Raw genomic sequence first — 5,316 nt, 5'->3', positions numbered from 1 at the left:
GACCAGCGGAGTTGCGAATCCCTGACCCAAGGTCCACCGAGATGATCTTGAGGCTATTGGCATCAATTAGCCATTTGTGAGGTGACCAGCGAGACCTCCGAGGGGTCTCGTCCAGCAATCGCATCGGCCATACCGCCAGACTCTCGCATTTCGCTTGAAATCCTGGTCGCTGGCTCGCCGTGGATGGCAGTGTCGTCACCGCTCCCTTCGCCCRCAGGATGATGTTCGAGACATTTCCCTTGGTGATATCCAATATTTTGAAAGAAAACTGGACTTTAATGCTGCGTCACAACATACTGGTCCTGTCTCCTCTATTCCCCTCCAAGGAAATAGATTCAACCCGCTCGATGAGCGGGTTTTTTTTAACGCGCTGCATAGAGCGTGTCGCGGACAGAAAGGGGGCGTTATCTTTGGCCGACGGTGCGCCGCATCGCCCTACTTGTGAGATTCAGCAATTTGTCGAATGCATGGAGCGCCGTACCGGCGCCATTTACGCTTCACTGCGCACGGCGGTCCCGCCGCTGGCCGCGCCAGCTACGGCACCGCGGGTCAGATCGATGAGGCCAAGGTCTGCCATGCGGCGCAAAGAACACCCTTTGCTTGGGTTTGATGTTGCGCTTTGCGCCGAAATGCCAAATCCCGCAGCCCTACGGATGGTTCTGGAGCAACGGATTAGAAATCTGCTGCTCTACCAGTTGTGCTAACGGCACCGTTCGCCACATCCCTCTCCGCTTCCGGCGCGAATTGGAGGCCCCTAGTCGATATCGATTACGCGGCTCGCGGAGCGCGACGGCTCCGATTTCGGCACGGTCAACGTCAACACGCCATTGTCAAACTTCGCCAGGGCATGGTCCGGCTCGGCGTTTTCCGGCATCGGAATTGTACGCACGAACCGGCCATGGGCGCGTTCAAGTCGGTAACAGCCCGCTTCCTCGTTACACATGTCCTGTTTTTTCTCGCCCCGCAATACCAGCGCCCCATCCTCGACGGTGAGGTTGAGATCGCCTCGCTCCATGCCGGGCAGCTCAGCGGTTACGCGCAGCACTGGCCCTTCATCGACTACGTCAATGCGCGGTTGGAAGCGCGATTGTTGGCGCTGATTGAAATTTGACCCAACCTGCTGATTGAATTTTGACCCAGGGGCGGGGTGCCGAGTTTGAAGCATCGGCTGTGGATAAGTGTACCAAATAACAAGGGGGATTCGCGTAGGGCGCCGCCCGAAGCGAATCCCCCTTGGGGCGGTAGATAGCAATTAACGAGATAAACGATTTATCTCATTGCTTGTTTCGCCGTGCTTCAAATCGGATCGGCCGAATCACTAGCCTTGCCGGACTTGCGCCTTTGCTCCCGTTCCTTAATCCTTCCCTTGGCGGCCATGCTGCTGTGCTGGAAGCGGTAGGAGTCATTGCCGGTCTCCACGATATGGCAGTGGTGGGTCAACCGGTCCAGCAGCGCCGTGGTCATCTTGGCGTCGCCGAACACGGCAGACCATTCCGCGAAACTCAGGTTGGTAGTAATGGCGACGCTCGTGTGCTCGTACAGCTTGGAGAGCAAATGGAACAGGAGCGCCCCGCCTGCCTGGCTGAAGGGAAGATAGCCCAGCTCGTCGAGGATGACGAGGTCCATGCGCGGCAGCGACTGTGCGATGCGGCCAGCTTTGCCCTCTCGCTTTTCCCGTTCCAGCGCGTTGACCAGATCGACTGTCGAGTAGAAGCGGACGCGCTTACCCATGGCAGTGATGCCCGCCACGGCGATAGCAGTCGCCAAGTGCGTTTTGCCGGTGCCGGGTCCGCCGATGAACACGACGTTCTGCGCGGTGTCGGTAAAGGTACCAACATGGAAAGGCATCCCGCGATGAACGATACGACTAAACCCGCTGCAGTACAGCCAATACCGAGCATGATGTTCGAAAGCCCGGTGCGGATAATTCGGACCAACTATCCAGAACCAGTAGGGTATTGGGTTCTTTATCCAGGAGCGCCAGCGTTGACGAAATTTGCCATCTACAGCAAGCCGACTGAGGAGCAGATCAAAAACACGGGAGAATTACTCGGTTGGGGCTGGGAGGACGCAAAATGACTGAATTGTCGAATAACAAACCGAAGGCAAGCGCAGTACCGGAACAGCCGGAAATGGAATCGCTGGCTGACCTGACGTATGCGCAGCAAACGCCAGAAGATTGGGATGCCGATTACAAGTCCACTTGGCAGAAGCTTCAGGTAGCAGAGCGCAACAAGGCTCAATGGCGTACCTACGCTTTGAAACTCCATTCGATATTGACCGGCACCGCAGCCGTTCCTGTCGCTTTCGCCGCTTCACCACAGGCAGATGAAGCGCCAGATCCCCGCCCGCTGTTTGATCGAAAGCTAGCCGACCTGAAGCAGCGCGGCTACGAGGTGATCGGGCGCATCCTGCACAAGGATGGCGAGTATGCTCTGTTCGACAGTTCGTGCCGCTGGCTCACGCAGCCGCAATACTGGCGCCTGATGCATGAGCAGGATGGCTCGCTGTTCGCTGAACCTAAGGCAGTAGAGCCAGTGGCGTGGATAGACCCGCAAGCGCTCGTAAATTTCAAAGCGGGCACTGCCACGAAAGAATGGATGTGGGCAAGTGAAGACTTCGGACTTGTGCCAGTTTATGGCCGCGCAGCACCGCTACAGCAGGTGCCAAGCTGCGAAATCTGCGAAGGCACTGGCGTTACCTACGGTAAGCGGTGTGAGTGCGTGGGGCGTGAAAATGCGTGACACCTTCTTTTGCTGGATGGCGCTCCTGTGCTTTGCCTCAATCAACTTTGGCGCGGCGCCTGCCCGAACCGCAGATGGCCATGCGCAATGGGGCTACGTGCTTGTGTATGGCGCGCTCGGAGTGGTTGCTGGCGCCTGCCTTGGCGGCCATAGGTCTAAGGGTGGCAAGCCATGACCACCATCCAAACCGCCTTCGAGAACTACTGCCATGACAAGCCAGTAGACCTCCGCAAGAAAGCCGATGGACGGTACTTGATGGGCAGCACGCGAACGATGTGGCGCGAGTTCAAGGTGATCTACGAGATCGGGCAGGCCGCCGGCCGGTGTGAGGCACCAGGCAGGAAGCCAATGGGTGAGGCGCTGCAGCAGCTGGCCAGCCAGGCGCGGGCAATGGGTATGTGTGACGAATAGGAGCAGACGATGTCGGATATGAGCCAAATGAACATGATGGCGGCCACAGTCGAGGACCGGGTCATTTACCGTCAGGACTTGTACGCGATGCTGGGGGTTACATCAGAGACGCTGCGCCGCTGGCTGCGCGATGGTAAGTTACCGCCGCCCGATGTCGCAATCACGCAGCGCACGGTCGGCTGGCGGTTGTCGACGCTTCAGGCGGCCGGGATTAGGCTTCTTTAAGTAGCCAGTCCGCATAGTCCTGCATCATTCCCCGGCGCTGCTTTAAGTATTCCGCAGAGTTGTAAGCGCCGCGCACTTCGTTCTCCTCTACGTGCGCGAGCTGCATCTCGATCCAATCGCGGTTGTACTCATTTTCGTTGGCCCAGGTCGAGCCAACCTTGCGCCAGCCGTGGCCGGTCATCTTTCCTTTGAATCCGATCCGATGAATAAGGTAGAGAATCGCGTTCTCGCTCATTGGCCTGGTGGCGGTGCGATCGTTCGGGAACACGTACTTACTTCCGCGCGCGCGGCGCTTCAATTCCGTGAATAGCTGTTGCGCCTGCTTTGACAGTGGTACCAAGTGCTCGCGGCCGCCCTTCATCCTATGAGCCGGAACGCGCCACAGGTCACCCTCTATCTCATCCCAAGTCATACTCCGAAGTTCATCGGTCCTGGTCCATGTCAACGCCAGAAGTTTGCACGCCAGCACCGATTGAGTCATCTCCTCTAACGCCATGCGCTCTAGAAACGGGTGGACATCCGCAAGTGGCAGCGCAGCAAACCCAACCGCCTTTTTGCGAGAGAATGCGACCTTAGGGTTGATGGCGGCAGCCGGATTGCCATCACAGTATCCATGTTGATGCGACCATTCCACTACGTGACTCACCCACATCCTAAGGCGCCTCACGTACACACTCTTGCCTTCTTGATCCACAGGACGAAGCGCCTCCATCAGCTGCTCCTTGGTTATGTCTCGGACCATCGCCTTGCCAAGCGTCGGAGACATGTACATCTCGTACGCGCTGCGCGCATTTTTCCGATACCCCTCTTTGGTATCAGTGCGGCCCGCCCAATACTTTTCGTGCGCCTCATCGAGCGTTATCGAAGGCTTGCCGGCAGACTTGCTTTTCAAGTCTTCACCATCCAGGAGGCGTAGGCGCAGCGCATCACGGCGCTCACGCGCATCTTTCAGGCCGATCAATGGGTAAGGCCCAATCACTGCCGTCTGCTGCTTACCGTTGGCATCGCGATAGGCCATGCGCCATACCTTGTTTCCACTGGGCAGAACAGCAAGCATTAGCCCGTGGCCGTCGAATAGTTTGCGTAGCTTGCCGTCGTTCGGCGTGGCTCGACGGCAATCAGCGTCGGTGAGTGAATTGATGGCCATGGCAGCGTTTTGTAGGTACGGTCAAAGGCGATGCCTAATGATACCTACAAATGAACCTACACGCGCATGTGTGACTGGGGATTGTTGTGTTGCTGAATGTGCGACTCGTTGTCGCTAGCCACCCACTAACTCCTTGATTCTACTGAATTTAGTGATGGTTATCGCGGGGTATTGTTTGCCAACCTTGAGTGTGGTTGGCGGAGACGGTGGGATTCGAACCCACGATACAGGTTTTGCCCGTATGCTTCCTTAGCAGGGAAGTGCCTTCGGCCACTCGGCCACGTCTCCTCGCTGATTGCTCAACGATCGTCTGTTCTTTACATTGCTGCGTCAGATCAGACGACCGCCATATTAATGACCGAACCCGCTTTGGTCAAGGCAATCCAACGGTTTTTTTTGGAAATATTTACGCTTTGTCCAGTTCGAACGCTTTGTGCAGCGCGCGCACGGCCAGCTCCATGTATTTCTCGTCGATCAGCACGGAAATCTTGATCTCGGAAGTGGAGATCATCATGATGTTGATGCCCTCTTCCGCCAGGGTCTGGAACATCTTGGAGGCTACGCCCACGTGCGAGCGCATGCCCACGCCGACCACGGAGATCTTGGACACTTTCGCATCGCCCACCAGGGTGTGGTGGCCGATCTCGCCCTTCTCGTTGTGCAGCACGTCCATGGCCTTCTGGTAGTCGTTGCGCGACACGGTGAAGGTGAAGTCGGTCTTGCCGTCAACGGCCTGGTTCTGGATGATCATGTCGACTTCGACATTGGCGTCGGCAACCGGGCCCAGGA

The 5,316-nt window shown here is 57.2% G+C and carries 7 protein-coding genes, 1 tRNA gene and 2 pseudogenes; 5 read left to right on the top strand and 5 right to left on the bottom strand.

Features of this window, described 5'->3' with window-relative positions; genetic code table 11:
- The first annotated feature begins 179 nt into the window (after window positions 1-179).
- A complete protein-coding gene (locus tag AB4Z11_RS21850; protein ID WP_442027634.1) occupies window positions 180-704 on the top strand; it encodes a hypothetical protein in 525 nt (174 codons plus the stop codon).
- 50 nt (window positions 705-754) lie between these two features.
- Here the strand turns inward: AB4Z11_RS21850 and AB4Z11_RS21845 are convergent.
- A pseudogene (locus AB4Z11_RS21845) lies at window positions 755-1,090 on the bottom strand (Hsp20/alpha crystallin family protein); the annotation flags it as partial.
- A 206-nt stretch (window positions 1,091-1,296) separates the two neighbouring features.
- Window positions 1,297-1,830, bottom strand: a pseudogene (istB, locus tag AB4Z11_RS21840) (IS21-like element helper ATPase IstB); the annotation flags it as partial.
- 24 nt (window positions 1,831-1,854) lie between these two features.
- Between istB and AB4Z11_RS21835 the strand changes: the two are divergent.
- From AB4Z11_RS21835 to AB4Z11_RS21820, 4 genes are all read left to right on the top strand, one after another.
- Window positions 1,855-2,079, top strand: coding sequence for a hypothetical protein (locus AB4Z11_RS21835; protein ID WP_442027633.1), 225 nt, complete (start codon window positions 1,855-1,857; stop codon window positions 2,077-2,079).
- Window positions 2,076-2,744, top strand: a complete 669-nt coding sequence (locus AB4Z11_RS21830) for a hypothetical protein (RefSeq protein ID WP_442027631.1) — start codon at window positions 2,076-2,078, stop codon at window positions 2,742-2,744. The genes AB4Z11_RS21835 and AB4Z11_RS21830 overlap by 4 nt, the downstream gene beginning before the upstream one ends.
- Before the next feature lie 171 nt (window positions 2,745-2,915).
- Window positions 2,916-3,155, top strand: coding sequence for a hypothetical protein (locus AB4Z11_RS21825; RefSeq protein WP_442027630.1), 240 nt, complete (start codon window positions 2,916-2,918; stop codon window positions 3,153-3,155).
- A gap of 9 nt (window positions 3,156-3,164) precedes the next feature.
- Window positions 3,165-3,380 (top strand): helix-turn-helix transcriptional regulator, encoded by a 216-nt coding sequence (locus tag AB4Z11_RS21820; protein ID WP_442027628.1) that lies wholly within the window; start codon window positions 3,165-3,167, stop codon window positions 3,378-3,380.
- Here the strand turns inward: AB4Z11_RS21820 and AB4Z11_RS21815 are convergent.
- The 3 genes from AB4Z11_RS21815 to AB4Z11_RS21805 form a co-directional block, all read right to left on the bottom strand.
- The gene (locus AB4Z11_RS21815; RefSeq protein WP_442027626.1) at window positions 3,367-4,527 is read right to left on the bottom strand and encodes a tyrosine-type recombinase/integrase; all 1,161 of its coding nucleotides are present in this window, start codon (window positions 4,525-4,527) and stop codon (window positions 3,367-3,369) included. The genes AB4Z11_RS21820 and AB4Z11_RS21815 overlap by 14 nt on opposite strands.
- A 195-nt stretch (window positions 4,528-4,722) precedes the next feature.
- A tRNA-Ser gene (locus AB4Z11_RS21810) sits at window positions 4,723-4,815 on the bottom strand.
- 118 nt (window positions 4,816-4,933) lie between these two features.
- On the bottom strand, window positions 4,934-5,316 hold a 383-nt coding region (locus AB4Z11_RS21805), incomplete at its 5' end, for an ACT domain-containing protein (RefSeq protein WP_442027625.1).

Source organism: Pseudoduganella sp. RAF53_2 (assembly GCF_052113985.1).
Classification (GTDB): Bacteria; Pseudomonadota; Gammaproteobacteria; order Burkholderiales; family Burkholderiaceae_D; genus Rugamonas.
The sequence above is the reverse complement of the archived record's forward strand: the minus strand, read 5'-3'. Positions and strand labels throughout refer to the sequence as shown.

Coding starts and splice junctions, on each gene's coding strand:
- AB4Z11_RS21835 (WP_442027633.1), top strand. CDS start 1,855: ATGAACGATACGACTAAACCCGCTGCAGTACAGCCAATACCGAGCATG.
- AB4Z11_RS21830 (WP_442027631.1), top strand. CDS start 2,076: ATGACTGAATTGTCGAATAACAAACCGAAGGCAAGCGCAGTACCGGAA.
- AB4Z11_RS21825 (WP_442027630.1), top strand. CDS start 2,916: ATGACCACCATCCAAACCGCCTTCGAGAACTACTGCCATGACAAGCCA.
- AB4Z11_RS21820 (WP_442027628.1), top strand. CDS start 3,165: ATGTCGGATATGAGCCAAATGAACATGATGGCGGCCACAGTCGAGGAC.
- AB4Z11_RS21815 (WP_442027626.1), bottom strand. CDS start 4,527: ATGGCCATCAATTCACTCACCGACGCTGATTGCCGTCGAGCCACGCCG.